Source organism: Niastella sp. OAS944, assembly GCA_024809215.1.
Classification (GTDB): Bacteria; Bacteroidota; Bacteroidia; order Chitinophagales; family Chitinophagaceae; genus Niastella.
Genome location: JANUBW010000002.1, coordinates 216,223 through 232,426, shown reverse-complemented (window position 1 = coordinate 232,426; position 16,204 = coordinate 216,223). Strand labels below are relative to the sequence as shown.

The 16,204-nt window shown below is 44.0% G+C and carries 9 protein-coding genes; 5 read left to right on the top strand and 4 right to left on the bottom strand.

Annotation, left to right across the window (positions count from 1 at the left end; translation table 11 throughout):
* Nucleotides 1-148: 148 nt before the first annotated feature.
* From GGD38_RS11545 to GGD38_RS11530, 4 genes are all read left to right on the top strand, one after another.
* Nucleotides 149-3,421: a SusC/RagA family TonB-linked outer membrane protein gene (locus GGD38_RS11545; protein ID WP_375300702.1), complete on the top strand. Its 3,273-nt coding sequence runs from the start codon at nt 149-151 to the stop codon at nt 3,419-3,421.
* Between the two features lie 22 nt (nt 3,422-3,443).
* Nucleotides 3,444-5,210, top strand: coding sequence for a RagB/SusD family nutrient uptake outer membrane protein (locus tag GGD38_RS11540; RefSeq protein WP_375300703.1), 1,767 nt, complete (start codon nt 3,444-3,446; stop codon nt 5,208-5,210).
* A gap of 96 nt (nt 5,211-5,306) precedes the next feature.
* On the top strand, nt 5,307-6,572 hold the full coding sequence (locus GGD38_RS11535) for a glycoside hydrolase family 88 protein (RefSeq protein ID WP_375300704.1): 1,266 nt from the start codon (nt 5,307-5,309) through the stop codon (nt 6,570-6,572).
* A 30-nt stretch (nt 6,573-6,602) separates the two neighbouring features.
* Nucleotides 6,603-7,886: a DUF2264 domain-containing protein gene (locus tag GGD38_RS11530; protein ID WP_375300705.1), complete on the top strand. Its 1,284-nt coding sequence runs from the start codon at nt 6,603-6,605 to the stop codon at nt 7,884-7,886.
* Between the two features lie 122 nt (nt 7,887-8,008).
* Here GGD38_RS11530 and GGD38_RS11525 read toward each other — a convergent pair whose 3' ends face one another.
* Complete coding sequence (locus GGD38_RS11525; RefSeq protein WP_375300706.1) at nt 8,009-8,599, bottom strand: hypothetical protein; 591 nt, start codon at nt 8,597-8,599, stop codon at nt 8,009-8,011.
* 788 nt (nt 8,600-9,387) lie between these two features.
* Complete coding sequence (locus tag GGD38_RS11520; protein WP_375300707.1) at nt 9,388-9,969, bottom strand: nitroreductase; 582 nt, start codon at nt 9,967-9,969, stop codon at nt 9,388-9,390.
* Between the two features lie 201 nt (nt 9,970-10,170).
* Between GGD38_RS11520 and GGD38_RS11515 the strand changes: the two genes are divergently transcribed.
* On the top strand, nt 10,171-11,481 hold the full coding sequence (locus GGD38_RS11515) for an aspartyl protease family protein (RefSeq protein WP_375300708.1): 1,311 nt from the start codon (nt 10,171-10,173) through the stop codon (nt 11,479-11,481).
* 106 nt (nt 11,482-11,587) lie between these two features.
* On the opposite strand, the gene GGD38_RS11510 is transcribed toward GGD38_RS11515, so the two are convergent.
* Both GGD38_RS11510 and GGD38_RS11505 read right to left on the bottom strand, forming a co-directional pair.
* Nucleotides 11,588-14,116, bottom strand: a complete 2,529-nt coding sequence (locus tag GGD38_RS11510) for an outer membrane beta-barrel protein (RefSeq protein WP_375300709.1) — start codon at nt 14,114-14,116, stop codon at nt 11,588-11,590.
* A 170-nt stretch (nt 14,117-14,286) separates the two neighbouring features.
* Nucleotides 14,287-16,128, bottom strand: a complete 1,842-nt coding sequence (locus tag GGD38_RS11505) for an ABC transporter ATP-binding protein (RefSeq protein WP_375300710.1) — start codon at nt 16,126-16,128, stop codon at nt 14,287-14,289.
* Nucleotides 16,129-16,204 lie beyond the last annotated feature (76 nt).

Below are 16,204 nucleotides of genomic sequence, written 5' to 3'. Positions count from 1 at the left end.
CCCCCATTCTTTTAGGATTCTCACCCCGGCCCACAAGCAGGCAGGTGCATATTGCAATCATAACGATGCTGCTACCTGAATTAACTGTACTATGCTTCGCCATAAGCAGCATCGGTTCGACCATTTTATTTATTTAAAACAACTGTTTATGCTGCTGAAAATTGATTGCGCCAGGCTCCCCGGCAAGTTTTTATGGGGGCTGTTGGTTGTTCTGCTTTTCCCTGCCTTTGTACTCGCTCAGGCCAAACCTGTTACCGGTGTGGTAACAGATGAATCGGGTAAACCGCTGCCCGGTGTTTCAGTATCTCTAAAAAATGGAAATGGTGGAATAAGCACCGATAATGCCGGTAAGTTTTCGTTGAATGCCGCTTCTGGTGATGTTCTTATTTTTTCTGGTGTTGGTTTTGAAACGGCTGAACAGCCTGTGGGGCAACAGGCCAATTTTTCAATTACTTTAAGATCTAAAAGAGATGCATTGAATGATGTAGTGGTTGTGGGTTATGCCACGCAAAAACGGTCGAACCTTACTGGTGCCGTTACCACTGTTTCGGCCAAACAATTAGACGACCGGCCAATTACCAATGTATCTTCTGCCTTATCGGGTTTAATGCCGGGGGTATCTGTTATGCAGGGCTCTGGCGATCCGCGCAGCGATGGCGCTACCATCCACGTGCGTGGTACAGGAACTATGAGCAGCAACAATTCACCGTTGGTGGTGGTGGATGGCATCATTGGTGTAATGGATGCGGTGAACCCGCTCGATATTGAAAGTGTAACTGTGTTAAAAGATGCGGCGTCTGCATCAATCTATGGTACCCTGGCCGCGAATGGCGTAATACTTATCACTACCAAAAAAGGCCAGAAAAATAAGCTGATCGTAAATTATAGCGGCAATGTATCAATGACGCAGCCGATGAGAAAACCGGAGTTTGTTACTAATTATGCCCGGCACATGCGTTTGATGAACGAGGCGCATACCAATGTATCCCAGGCAGCTCCTTTTAGCCAGGCAACTATCAATGTGTGGGACTCGGCCGGCAAAATACCAAATGAATTAAATGCCATCGGCGTTCCTAACTATATTGCTTACCCCAACGTTGACCAGGCCGGCGAGTTGTTTAGCAACCGGTTGCTGCAAAACCATACCATCTCTATTAATGGCGGGTCCGATAAGGTGGGTTATCTTGTTTCTATAGGTTACCTCGATAATGAAGGAACCATTGCAAACTCAGGTACCAAACGTTATCAGTTCAGGGCCAACCTCGATGCGCGCGTGAATAAATTCCTCACGCTGGGTACACAAACTTTTGGTTCGGTGCAGAATTTTGAAATGGGCAATACATCCAGTGCATTCAACTTTCTGCGTCAGTCAACGCCGGGTATTGTACCTTACTGGAATGGCCGTTATGGTTTTCCTTCTGCACCCGGTGAATCGGGTACCGCAAACAATGTGCTTGCTTTTTTAAATAATACCCTGGGTGATGATGAAACCACCCGTTTCAATACTACCCTTTATGCAACGCTCCATATTATAAAAGGACTGAGCCTTGAAAGCAAGGTCAACTACCAGGTGCGTCAGAATGAAACTAATTCGCATAACAATCCCGATGTGAGCCTGCGTTATGATTTTGCTACCGATCAGTTGAAGACGGGCCTGCCTTCACTGGCCAATTCAACTACGTATTACAGCTTTGATAAGAACCGTCAGCTAACCTTCGACAATGTGTTGCGCTATAATACACAGCTGGGCGATCATGACCTGGGGGCGCTGGTTGGTTACAATCAGCTTTATTACAACCTGTACAATTTCAACGCTACTAAAACGGGATTGATCGATTATAATCTTACAACGCCCGGTGCGGTGCTAACACCCACAACCATTAACGGTGGTGAATCAGATTATGCCATCCGTTCGTGGTTTGGCCGTGTGAACTATGCCTACAAGGGTAAATACCTGTTGGAAGGCAACCTGCGGTATGATGGCGTTTCCCGCTTTTCGCCCGATACCCGCTGGGGTTTGTTCCCGTCTGTATCTGCCGGCTGGCGTATTTCAGAAGAGCACTTTATGGAGTATACCCGTAGCTGGCTCACCAACCTGAAGTTGCGTGCTTCCTGGGGACAATTGGGGAATAATGCAAGCGGCAATTATGACTGGCAGAATGGGTATGTTACCCGTTTGTATTCTTTCAACAATACCCAGGTAGCCGGTTTGGCCGTTGGCAGCTATGCCAATCCCGATCTGCTTTGGGAAACTTCTACCAATACTGATCTTGGCATTGAAGGTTCTGTATTGAACAACAAACTGTTCTTTGAGTTAAACTTCTATAAACGTGTTACCTCCGATATCCTGAATGTTCCACCCGTATCGCTTACAGCGGGAATTGCATCGGCCCCAACAGTGAACGGAGCAGAAGTAACCAACAAAGGCATTGAGCTGAACCTGGGTTACCGCAACAAGATCGGTGAATTCAATTTCAGTGTGGGTGGTAATGTTGCATACAATGTGAATGAGGTCACTAAATTTAAAGGCGCCCTGAAAGAAGGTTGGGCGAAAGATGCCGGTGGCAACGATATATACCAAAGCAATCTGGGAGCCGTTTCCACTGGTGCCGAAACCCGCCGGGTGGAAGGCCATAAGATCGATGAATATTATTTGTACCAGGTATACAAAGGTTCTGGCAGTTATAATAATGCCGACGGTAGTGTGAATGTAAACGGAGGTCCACGCGATGGAATGATCCGCACAACAGAAGACCTCGACTGGGCAAAGGCCATGATCGCAGCCGGCCATCCTTTACGGCCATCCAATAATGTTAGCAAAACGGCTATCTGGTATGGCGATCTTATTTATGCCGACCTGAACGGTGATGGCGATTATGGCAACTCTTTCGATCGTTATTTCACGGGAACTTCTTCTTTGCCCAAATATGTTTTTGGAATGAATGCCGAGCTGAGCTGGCGCCAGTTTGATCTTTCAATGATCTGGACAGGTGCGGCCGGGCATAAGTTCTACTGGAATGCCGACAACTACAACAATTCTTTTGCAACCAATGGTAATGCGTTTGCAACCCTGTATGCAGATGATCACTATTTCTACGATCCTGCAGCACCAGATGATGCGCGTACCAATATAAACGGCAAATACACCCGCTTAAAAACCAGCGATCCCCAAAACCGCGCTGTTACCAGTGATTTCTGGTTGTACAATGCCAGCTGGATCAAGTTAAAGAACCTGCAGCTGGGATATAACCTGCCGGAAGCCCTCACCAAAAAAGCATTTCTGCAAAGGGCGCGGGTATACTTCTCCGGTGAAAACCTGTTACTGATCACTTCTTTTCCGGGGCTAGATCCGGAAACAGGTAGCGGTGTAGGTTATCCCACCATGCGGCAATACAATTTTGGCGTAAATCTTACTTTCTAACATTATCAAAATGCATTGGAATATGAAAAAGTTTATCTGGATCAATGCTGTGCTGGTATTGAGTTTGGTAAGCTGCAAAAAAGACCTGCTCGATACAAAGCCTTACGACCAGCAGCCTGCTGAAACCATGTGGGGTACCGACAATCTTACCGAAGTAGGTGTGAATGGAATTTATAATGCCCTGCGCCTTGGCAACCAAACCGGTGGCGCATCGGGGCTGGAGATCTATCAATACGACCGTTTTGCTTTTACTGGTCAAACCCGCGATGCAGAAGCGATGTTGCAGGGAACAATAACACCGGGTAACGCTTTGTTCAGTAATAACTGGCGCAACCTGTATGAAGGTGTTATAAGGGCCAATGATGCCATCACTAACATTCCCTTAAAGTCGCCTTCAACTGCTGCAAGAAAAGCAAGGTTTATAGCAGAGTCGAAATTCTTACGAGCCTATTTCTATTTTAGATTGAACCAGGTTTGGAAGGGCGTTCCCATTTACCTGGAGCCTGTGCGGTACGATTCATTTATGCGGGCACGATCTTCTGAGCAGGCGGTATGGGATGTGGTGTTGAAAGACCTTACCGATGCTATTAATGAACCCGAGCTGCCTAGCCGTTATACCAGTGGTGCTGATTATGGCCGTGCTACCCGTGGCGCTGCTTTTGCGCTGCGCGGTAAAGTGTACATGTACACGAAGAACTGGAGCAAGGCGGCAGCTGATTTTGATTCTGTACGAAAACAGGGATTTACCTTGTTCCCCAATTATACCCAGTTATTCAAAGAGGCTAACGAAAAAGCATCAGAAATGATCTTTTCTATCCAGAATATTGGGGTAACCGGACTGGGCTCTACCACGCAATGGTATTGTGGCGGCCGTTCCTCTTTCGGGTTTAACTGGAATACTTATCTCGTATCGCCTAACCTCGTTGATCTGTACGAAAAGGCCGATGGCAGCAAGTTTAACTGGGATGATGTGCTGCCTGGTTATTCAGGCATGACACCGGCAGCCCGGCAGGTGTTTTTCCTGCGCGACAATCTTACTGCAACGGAAAAGAGTGCTGCTGCGGCCCGCGGTGCCGATATGAGCAAATACCTGACCGTAGGTAATGAAGCGCGCATCAAAGCCGCTTATGATAACCGCGATCCGCGGTTGGCAGCCAACGTTATTACGCCTTATTCTTCTTTCTCTGGTGTGCTGGGCGGTACGGCAAATAACCAAACGGTGGTAAGCCGTTTCCCATATCGTGCCGAAACTGCACCTACGCTCGATTATCGTACCGATACGCAGGCTTTCTTTTATTATCTCTATCGCAAGTTTGTAGGCGAGAATAACAATGAATTGCTCGACCGTGCCTTCGGTCCCATAGATATGCCGTTGATCCGTTATGCCGATGTATTGTTGATGTGGGCCGAAGCCCTTAATGAATTAGGTGATGTGCCCGGCGCCATCAGTAAGGTAAATGAAGTTAGGGCAAGGGCCGGCATACCTAATCTACAACAGGCAGATAATACGAAAGGTACATATGTAAGCGGACAAACTGAGATGACAGAACGCATTCGCAATGAACGTCGTGTTGAATTTCCAAATGAAGGCATCAACTACTTTGATGAATTGCGTTGGAAAACCTGGCAAAGCAGCACCTTTAAAAGCGGAAGTGGTGTGCAACAGGTATGGGGACAAAGTACAGTACCTTATACCTGGGGTGGCGATTATTTATATGCCTGGCCAATTCCCTCAGCAGAGATCGAAAGAAACCCCGCACTGGAACAGAATCCCGGCTGGCCGAAATAATGGTTTTATTCGAAGAGTACTTATACAGCAATTATAGTTTTACAAAAGCACCTGTTTTTCCAAACGGGTGCTCTTTCCAAAAAGTAAATTTTATTTATGAAGCATTTTGTTTTGTGTAGCGGCATATTTTCATTGTTCCTACTGGCTTTTACGGTACGAAGCAGTGAAACAGATTTTGTAAAGGAAAATTTCACCTATGCCGGTCAACAGTTGAGGTTCATGCTACAGGAAACGGCGTCTAAACCGAACTCATTTCCGCGTACCATTAATAAAGCAGGTAACCTGGTAACTACGAATATGTACGATTGGACACCCGGTTTCTTTCCCGGTAGTTTGTGGAATGCCTATGATTACATGAAAGACACGGAAATGAGATCAGCGGCCAGGGAGTGGACCGAACAGCTGGAACCACTAAAAACATTTACCGGGCATCATGACCTAGGCTTTATGATGTATTGCAGTTATGGAAATGCATTTCAATTAACAGGAGATGAAGCGTATAAAAAGATATTGGTACAATCGGCGCGTTCCCTCAGCACCAGGTTCAATGCGGTTACAGGTTGTATTAAATCCTGGAACAGTTTCAGATCATGGCATGGCGATAAAACCTATAATTTCCCTGTGATCATTGATAATATGATGAATCTGGAACTGTTGTTCTTTGCTTCAAAAGTAACGGGTGATACGGCTTTCAGGCATGTGGCGGTTACCCATGCGCTTAATACCATGAAGAACCAGGTGCGGAAGGATTATAGTTCGTTTCATGTTGTATGTTATGATACCGTTACCGGCAAAGTGGCCGGCCGCGAAACTGCACAAGGGTATGCCGATAATTCTACCTGGTCGCGCGGACAAGCCTGGGGCATTTATGGTTTTACCATGGTGTACCGCGAAACAAAAGATCCACGCTTTTTGAAAACGGCACAGGGCATGGCCGATTATTTTATCCATCACAAAAACCTGCCGGCCGATAAAGTGCCTTACTGGGATTTTAATGCCGGGCAAAAAGGGTACACACCAGGTGTTAACTCCAATGCCCGGAAAATAACCCGGCCTTACCGCGACGCTTCGGCAGCTGCCATTGTTGCTTCCGCTTTACTGGAGTTGAGCACTTATTCAGGCGCTAAAGGCGGGGAATATAAAGAGGTTGCCATCAAAATGCTGCATGCTTTGGGCAGTGATGTGTACCGTGCAAAACCCGGCACCAATGGCAATTTCCTTCTTATGCATTGTGTAGGCAGCATTCCGCACAATGGAGAGATAGATGTGCCGCTGGTGTATGCGGATTATTATTTCCTCGAAGCATTAAACCGGTATGATCATCTTCTAAAAGGCGAGTCATTGTTTGCTAAAAAAGATTAGTCAACTAATTTTGATTTACTAAAAGCTTTTATGAGATCTGCTATAAAATTATTCATTACACCTGTGGTGTTGTTGTGTGCAGGAGAAAGGGTAGAGGCGCAAGCGAAAAAAGTACAGACTGCAATTGCAAATAAGACTGTTACTGCCGAAGCTGTGAAAACAACCGGGGCGCAGGACCGTTTGTACTGGAGTGAACTTTTATATAAAATGGCTTCGCCGGTGATCATGAACCTGGCCAATGGAACGTTGAAAAAAAATATGCCGGTTGAAAAATCGCCCACGTATAGCCTGAATGCTGAAAAAGTTACTTATCTCGAAGCTGTGGGCCGCACCATGGCGGGCGTGGCGCCCTGGCTGGCGCTGCCAGATGATGATACAAAAGAGGGAAAACTAAGAGCCTTGTTACGAAACGCTTTATTGAAGGGAATTGCCAATGCAGTTGATCCATCCAATCCTGATTATCTCAACTTCCGTATAGAGAAGCAGCCCATTGTAGATGCGGCTTATATGGCGCAGGCTTTTTTGCGGGCGCCGAAAGCTTTATGGGAGCCATTGGATGCTACCACCAAACAACGGGTGATCGAAGAATTCAAAACTTTACGTACACGCACCGGTGCATATAACAATTGGTTACTGTTTGCCGGTGTAAATGAAGTTTTCCTGCTGAGCATTGGTGAGCAACCCGATCCCGCACGAATTGAATTTGCCAAACGTAAGATGCTGGAATGGTATGAAGGTGATGGCTGGTATAGCGATGGACCATCTTTCAGTCTCGATTATTATAACAGTTATGTAATTCATCCAATGCTGGTTGACTTTCTAAAGGTGTTGCTCGATAAAAAACAGGTAAAAGAAGAGGAGTATACAACCGCCCTTAACCGGATGGTGCGTTATGCCGAATTTCTGGAACGTTTTATTGCCCCGGACGGAAGTTACCCGGCTTTTGGCCGTTCGATCACGTATCGTACGGCAGCCTTTCAGGCGTTGGCGCAAGCTGCTTTAATGGATAAGTTGCCCGAAGGAGTGGTGCCTGCGCAGGTGCGGTGCGGGTTGTCGGCTGTTATGCACCGCATGTACGATCAGTGCAATAATTTCGATAACAATGGCTGGCTGGTATTGGGCTTTTGTGGGCATCAGCCTATGATTGCCGATTATTACACGTCAACGGGAAGCTTGTATATGGCCACACTGGGTTTTCTGCCATTGGGTTTGCCGGCAAACCATAAATTCTGGACTGATGCGCCTGCTGACTGGACTTCGAAAAAAGCATGGAGCGCTCAGCCGTTCAAGAAGGATTATCATGTGGAGTATTAGCCGGGAATGTTTTAAAAGAGAAATCCCGCCGGTTGAGGCGGGATTTCTCTTAAAGAGCCTATTTAACATAATATTAATTATAAATTGCAATTAGGAAAAACCTGTAAACATGTGGATCTGGTTTAATAACTTCTCAGAACCTGGCATTTGCCCTGGTTAAACACAGTTGAGATCCTCAGTAAATAAGAGATCGGTCGGCCGCGCAGGCTGGCCGGTACATTTTTATCGTTGTTGTACTTTTTCAGCAGCTGCAATGTTTTATTGTCGTAGTAAGGATCGTTGGCGCTCATGGCAATACCAGAGGTTACAACATCGCCTTTAGGGTCGAGTAATAGCGCAATTGTTATGCCTTTTATAAGCGGCTCGTCAGATTTGGCTGTAGTATCGGGTTTAATTTTTCTGAGGTCATTACAAATATCACTTTCCATGGTTGGTGACGCATCGCAATCTAAATAGTACGATTCGCCTCCTATTTTTATATAACTAAACGGTCCATGTTTCATTACTTTCGCGTTAATGAAGTATTTGCTGCCATCCAGCTTATTTATAAAGCCGATTTTAATGACATCTCTTTCGCTGTTTTCTTCCATCAAATAAATTGCATCACCCTTTATATCCGTTTTTTGGGCAATAGCCGATTTATGAGCATTGAAACAGAGGAGAAACAAAGTAACAATTCTTAGGATCGTTGTTATCCGTGATAAGTAATTCATGTTGTTTTATTTTAAGATCAGTGAGTCAAAATAATTCCCCTGCCCGAAGGATCATAAGTTCCAACAGGAACACTTTTGCAGCACCAAAAATGCTACAGCAAGTGCCAATCTTTTTTCAGCAACTATACTTTGTTGTTTTAGTTATCTCCGCCTTAATGAAGAAGTTTCATTAACGTCATAGTCGTTTGAAAGCACGTAACGCCGGCATTAAAGCAATTATGAAAGGTTAACAGTGTTATCCCTGATCCACGGTTGGCAAAAAGCAATCATTCATTTAAATATTGGCAAACATTTTCTGCGGGCTTGGGCTTTATGACCCTTAAAAAGAAAGAAATGAAGAAGGTCTGGCACGAATCTGTTTCTCTTAAACAATATATATTTCTTTATCCACTTTTTTAAATATATTTTTTTTACAAGTGTGTTATTTTGGCGATAACCGTGTTGTTTTGACCAACTTTGGGAAATTCGGGAACATGATGCTGATCAAGTTAATGGATTTTAGTTCATATTTAGCTGGTATAGGGAAACTACTTATACTAAAATAAAGGCTTTATGCGTTTAATAAGCAGTCCAAATCCTTGTAAAATTCAGCCTATGCTTGGTTTAATTTCCCTGATTTTGATCCTGCTTATACCGGTAATTTTTATCTGGTTAAGCCAAAGTAGCAATAAACGGTTCAAAAATTTCCGTTGATCACTCTCCTGTCAATTTTAAGTGAAAATTCATAAAAAAATCCCCGGCGATACCGTCGGGGATTTTAAATTTTTGCTCATTCTGGCAACATAGCTTTAGCTAACCCAGTTAACTTTTTCCTGAACCGGTTTTCGTTTACCCGAAACAGATGGCACTTTAACATAACCCAGGTAAAAGAATCCCATCAGCTTGTCATCGGGCCCCAGATCAAACAGCGGTTTGGCTTCTTCAATAAACGTAATGCCGCCGGTGCTCCAATAACCGCCAATTTCATCGTATGCCGAAACCGTGAGGTAAATATTCTGCACAGCGCAGGCTACCGCTGCAATTTCTTCCATTTCCGGAAGCTGGTCGGCATGCCTTTTACAGCCAATGGCTATAACGTGCGAACACTGCTGCGGCGTTACCAGCATTTGTTCATATTTGTTTTGTTTGAATTTGGCGCCGGCATATTTTTTATAGATGTCAGCCTGTTGCTCGGCCAGCTTTTGTAATCCGTTTCCTGTAAAAACGGTAAAGCGCCAGGGTTCTGTGAATTTATGGTTGGGCGCCCAATTGGCGTTCTCAAGGGCTTGCCAAATGATGGCATCGGGAATTACTTTTCCCGGCTCAAATTGCTGCGTAAACACACTTCTGCGGGTGCGTATAAGTTCGTTGATCAATTCACTTTTTATCATAACGTAGCAAAAATAACAAATCTCAAATCCCAAGATCCAAAAAAGAAAACCCAAATCCCAAATCTCAAGATCCAAATAAATCCCGATAACCTTCAAAGGCCAATTCCTGTTTTAGCTGCATTTCTTTGGAATTTGGAATTTGGGTTTTATTTGGAGCTTGGAGCTTGGTGCTTGGAATTTTTTCCCCTTAACTTTGGAATTATGCGAATAATTGTATTCCTGATCTGTTTGTTTATAGGCTCTGTTTTACATGCTGCTGATACCAACAGGCTTGATAGTTTGCTGAACCGCCGCCATTTTTTTGAGTTGAAACGTGAGCTGGAAAGCAGTACATACGCCAATTTACCTGTCTTTAAAAAACTGTATTACCAGGTATTTTTACATAATTTTTTTCACGATCTTACTACATCCAATGAAGAAATTTCGCTTTTGTTGGAAAAATACAAAAAGCAACTGACCGATAACCAGATCGGCAACCTGCTGATGAAAAAGATCGATAATCACGTTAAGCTGTACCAATATCAGGATGCTCATATAACCACCCAGCTGTTGCTTCGTAAGTATAAACATGCATTGACCAGCGAAGAACGCGACGATGTACGTAACTCTGATCTTATTTGGAAAGGCCTGCAAAATGTGCCGCCACAAACAACGACCATCGATAGTGAAACCCAAATCGCCTATCGTGGCGACCTGGCCGGACTAATGAACATTCCGGTAAGTTTTGCCGACAGCACCTATTATTTTGTTTTCGATACCGGCGCAAATTTATCGGTTATAACGGAATCATATGCACGTAAGTCGAACCTGCGCATGCTGAATGTGAAATTTAAAGTAAGGGCCATTACCGGTTTGCAGGTGCATGCCAGTTTGGGTATTGCCGATGAATTAAAACTGGGCAATATCAGCGTTAAAAATGCAGTGTTTATGGTGTTTCCCGATAGCGCGCTTTCTTTTGCCCGGGGCGTTTATACTATAAAAGGAATTATTGGTTTTCCCATTATTGAGCAATTACAGGAAGTGCGCATCAGTAAAAATAACAGAAAGGCCGCAGAGTCTGGGGGTACCATGACCATTCCACAAACGGCTGTAGATCGTAATATTCGCAATTTTGGTGTTGATGAATTATTACCGGTTATTACGGTGGCTTACAATACCGATACGCTTGCATTTACTTTTGATACCGGCGCCCAGTTCACCTTTTTAAACGAACCATTTTATCATCAATATAAAAAACTGATCGATACGGCCGGTAAATCGATGGATATGCAGATCGGCGGCGCCGGTGGTATCACAAAAACAAAAGCTTACAGGTTGCAGACAGTTGAAATTAATGTGGCAGGGCAGCCGGCACTTATAAAAGATGTTTCGGTAAAAACAACCAGCACTACCCCCAAGGACAAATTGTACTACGGCAATTTTGGGCAGGATATAATGAACCAGTTCAAAGAGATGGTCATTAATTTTAAGTATATGTACGTGGATTTTGTACCGAACACACCAACCCCCTAATGGGAAATTAGAAATTAAAAATTAGAAATGAGAAATGAAAAAGTGAAATACATTAGCATTTTACTTTTTCATTCCTCATTTTTCATTTCTCATTCTTCATTTCATCTTAATCCCTGTCTTCATTTTCCTCTCTTCCACCACCATTCTTCTTAAACAACTGGAAATCTGTTTTGCCGAATTTGTAGGTGAACGTAGCTCTGAAGCTGCGCACGTCCCAGCGTCGGTATGAATCCTGGTAAAAATTCTCCGTATCGTTTATGGTACCACGTTTTCTTGAGTTGAACACGTCGTTTACGTTAAAGGTAAATGTGGCTTTGTTTTTAAGGAACTCTTTTCGCAATCCTAAATCGATACCATACATTTCCTTACGTTTACCTTGTGGAATTACCTCGGGCGATTCGTAACCCCCGGTTGCCTGAAAGCTCCATTTGTTCCAGAACGCAGGTTTTGCCACCACCCGGTAATTGATGATCAGTTTTGCTTCATAATTAAAACCTTCATTGCTGAGGTCTACATTGTTTACAGTACTAACTACCTTTTTGTATTGCACATCGATGGTTGGCGTAATATCGAGGTTCTTTCCTACTTTTTGTTGCAAGGTAAGTTCTGAACCCCATCTGTTCTGATACTTCGCATTCACGAATGTATTCAGTATAGCGCTGGGATCAATGGCTGCATTATTCAACTGTTGATATTGGGCTGCCGTAATGGTATCGCTATAACGGGTAATATCGCCTTCGGTATTGCGGAAATAAATTACACCTAAAAAGCTGCCGGTTGTATAGGTTTTATTATAGTTGAATTCAAACGAATTGGTGAACTCAGGACGTAATGCCGGGTTACCCTGCCGAATGTTCAACGGATCGTTGATATCAACAAACGGGTTCATTTGCCAAAAATCGGGCCTGCGAATGCGGCGGCTGTAGTTCAGTTGTAATTCCTGTCCTTCGCCAACCGATTTGCTTAAATATAAGCTGGGGAATAACGCGTCGAATATATTATCTAATTGTTTGGGAAACTGGTAACCAAATTTGCGGGCGCTGTCAACCAGTTCGCCATCGAATTTTGAATGCTCGGCACGCAAACCGGCCTGGTAACCTATGCCTAATAATTTACCGGTGTAGGTTACATAGGCAGCATTCACCATTTCGCGGTATTTGTAATTGTTGCTCAGCGGTAATTTTATTTCGCTGCCATTGTTTACCGAAAAGGCGTTAAAGGTGCTGTTAAAATCATTGATATAAGTGCGCACCCCTGTTTCCAGTTTGTCGTTTTCGCCATTAGGGTCAACATAATCAACCTGAAAGGTAACCTGGTTGTTACGGCCCGATCCGCTATTATGCACGCGGCTATCATTGGCATACATGCTGCCGTTGGGGAAAGCATAGGTGTTGAGAATATTTGTATTGTCGCTATTGGTACCGTGGTTGTAATTGATATCGGCGCTTATTGATTTTCCGCTTTCAACAAAATTATGCTTGAACATAAATTGTGTGCTGCTGCGTTGGTTTTGGCCCTGGCTGCCCGAAGTACGAAGACCAAAATGTTCGGCTTGTTTATTTATATCGAGGTATTCCTGGTTTTGCTCTTCATCGCTACCGAATTTACCTGCGTTAAAATTTTGTGTAAGTGTAAACGTGTTGCGATTGTCTAAAAAGAAATCCATTCCAAAACGAACGCCATGGAATTTACGGCTGCGATCGGTAAAAGCAAATTGGTTAAAGTAATTCTCGACATTACCATTTTCTTTGTTTATTCGGTAGGTTTCTGATTTTGCCCGTCCGCCAGACTGGTTGTAATTTCCATTTACAAAAAAGTTGAACTTGCCCTGGCGTAAATTGAGCGCCAGATTACCATTATAAATTTCCGGTGAACCAATGCCGGCCGAAACAAGACCGTTCAATCCAAGCTTTTTATTTTTCTTCAACACAACATTAATGATACCGCCGGTGCTGGCCGCATCAAATTTTGCCGATGGGTTGGTAATAAGTTCTACCCTTTCAATATTGTCGGCCGGAATTTGATCGAGCGTAAGTATAGTAGGGCGGCCATCTACAAAGATCTGGGGTGAGTTGTTGCGCAACAGTACATTGCCATCAACATCAACGGTAACAGACGGAATATTCCGCATTACATCTATACCCGTACCCCCTGCCGAAGCCAGGTTCTTTTCAACATCAAAAGTTTTACGATCGATGCCCATTTGCAGGGCCGGTTTTTGAGCAACCACTGTTACGGCGCCCAGGTATTGCGATTCGGCAGCTAATTTAATATTGCCCAGGTCTTTTTCAACAGGGGCGCCGCCTTTGGCTTGTTTATCGAATGTTATTATCAATTCCTGTTTTGCATAACCAATAGCCGTGGCTACCAGGCGGAATGTATCGGTTGTTGAAATATTGCTGATATCGAAATCGCCGTTGGCTTTGGTAAGCATGCCTCCGGCCAAAACATCTGTTTTCTTTTGAAATAATTGTACAGAAGCGGCATCGATGCCTTTATTGTTCTTGGCATCAACGATCCTTCCAAATAGTTTACCAGTGCCGGCGGCAGCTGGTTTGTTTCTCGGAGCGTTTTCCTGGGCACTTACGGATGTTGCAAATAGTGTTACTAATAACAGAGCTAATACAGGTTTCATCACCACAGTTATAATTGTTTTTTAAACACCGGTTTTTTGAATTTTTACCCGGTGTAGGCTAACTAGACGATGAAACAGCTCAACACGTTTGCTTGGGCTGAAAATTAATATTGATTTAATAAGTTTGCTAACAATGTTTTGCAACTTTTCTGTAAGCTAACTGTCATTTGTTAATACTCCTCCGACTTCCATTCTAATTGCAATTTGTTTAAGCTTTTATACAAACCATCTTCCAGGGCTATCAATTCCTGGTGTGTGCCGCTTTCAACAACATGGCCTTTGTCGAGCACAATGATCTTATCGGCATTACGAATGGTCGACAACCGGTGTGCAATAACAAATGAGGTGCGATTTTTCATCAAATTTTCCAGTGCTTCCTGAACCAACGATTCCGATGCAGAGTCGAGTGAACTGGTGGCTTCATCCAACACTAATATAACCGGGTCTTTTAAAATGGCGCGGGCAATGGCAATACGTTGTCTTTGTCCGCCCGATAATTTAACACCCCGCTCCCCTACCACCGTTTCATATGCTTCAGGAAAGCTCATTATAAAATCATGGGCATTTGCTTTGCGGGCAGCATCTTCAATGTTGGCCTGGGTGGCATTGGGTTTGCCATAGGCAATATTTTCTTTTATAGTTCCGCCAAACAATAGCACATCTTGCGGAACAAGCGCCATTTGTTTACGAAGTTGCGAAAGCGGAAAGTTGCCGGCTGGCTTACCATCGAACAGTATATTGCCGCTATCCGGATGATAAAATTGTAACAACAATGCGGCAATGGTTGATTTACCGGCGCCGCTGGGACCAACAATAGCAATTTGTTCACCCGGCGCCGCGGTAATGGTCACTTCTTTTAAAATATGCAGGTCTTTACGCGAAGGGTAGCTGAATGCAACGCGATCAAAGGTAACAGCGCCATTTAATTTATTTACTTCCTGTACCGGTTCATCGGTAATGGTTACCGGTTCGGTTTCATCGCGTAATATTTCACGAACGCGTTGGGTGGCGCCCAATGTTTTTTGAAACTGGCTGAACAGGTCGGCAAAGCCGGCCATGCTGCCGCCAACAAAAGCTGTATATACAACAAATGCGGTGAGTGCGCCAAAAGTAAACGTGCCACCGCTGGTGTGCACCAGGGTAGTTCCGTACCATACTACCAGAATAATAGTACCAAACACACTCATTAGTATAAACGATACAAACAAACCACGGAACCTGCCATTACTTACTGCCAGTTTTACTGCCTGGTGTAAGCTATTGGTGTAACGGCCTATTTCATACCACTCATTGGTAAACGATTTTACGTTACCAATACCTTGTAAAGTTTCCTGAACAATGGTATTTGAATCGGCCAGCTGATCTTGTGTATTACGTGAAAGTTTTCTGATGCGTTTTCCAAATATAACGCCTATAATAACGATCACCGGCACCACCGATAGCATAACACCTGCCAGGGCGGGCGATAATACAAAAATTAAGATCATACCAATGACAAGGGTAAGTATGCCACGCAAAATTTCTGCCAGCATACCAGTAACGGCATCCTGTATCTGCGAAAGATCGGCGCTTATGCGGCTCGATAACTCCCCTACTCTTCGCTGGGCAAAGAAATTCATGGGCATCATGATCATTTTGCGATATACATCTTTTCGCATATCCGCCAACGCGTATTCGCCTGCATATGAGAAAAGATATACCCGCATAAAGGAGAAGATCATCTGCAGCGATAAAATGCCCAACATCCATAAGGCAATAGTGCCGGGCGAAACGGCGTCTTTACCCAGGCTTAGCGACTGTGCACTATCAATAAGTTTTTTTAGAAAATATGGAAAGGCCATTGTGGTGGCGCTCGATAGCGCAATAAAAAATAAACCCGATACAAACGTCCACCTATAAGGTTTAAGATATCTGAAAATTAAAAAAGCTTCTTTCAAATTTTCTTTGGTCAGTCTTGCTTTTGGCATATCCGGTTTACGGATACCGTTATCCTGTCTGTTACCACGAGCCATAAATTCCTTTACACGTTTAATGTTTATAAATCAATGTTGCAAAGAATGAAATGATCCTTTGATAATTACTACTTGG